This is a genomic window from Nocardia vinacea NBRC 16497, from assembly GCF_000308835.1.
GTDB lineage: Bacteria > Actinomycetota > Actinomycetes > Mycobacteriales > Mycobacteriaceae > Nocardia > Nocardia vinacea.
This window is the reverse complement of sequence record NZ_BAGN01000017.1, coordinates 1-216: the sequence shown is the minus strand read 5'-3', so window position 1 is coordinate 216 and position 216 is coordinate 1. Positions and strand designations below refer to the sequence as shown.

1 protein-coding gene is annotated in these 216 nt (G+C 71.3%); it reads left to right on the top strand.

Annotated features, from left to right (window positions below):
• On the top strand, positions 1-216 hold a 216-nt coding region (locus ON44_RS51875; RefSeq protein WP_218007509.1), incomplete at both ends, for a hypothetical protein.

The following is a 216-nucleotide window of genomic DNA, read 5'->3' as shown; positions in this document are numbered from 1 at the left end:
GACGTGCTTGTCGAAGATCCGAGTCCAAAGGGTGGCAGCGTCGCCGCGGCGCGAGCGACGGGCCCGGAGGCGGTAGCGGAGCGTAACCACGGAGGGACCCGGGAGCGCCGCAAATCGAACACTGCGCGGGTGCGCGTGCCGCGTTCGCGGATCTGGACGGCGGCCGCGATCGCGGCGGTGCCGGTGCTGCTGATCGCCCTACAGGTGGGTTCGATC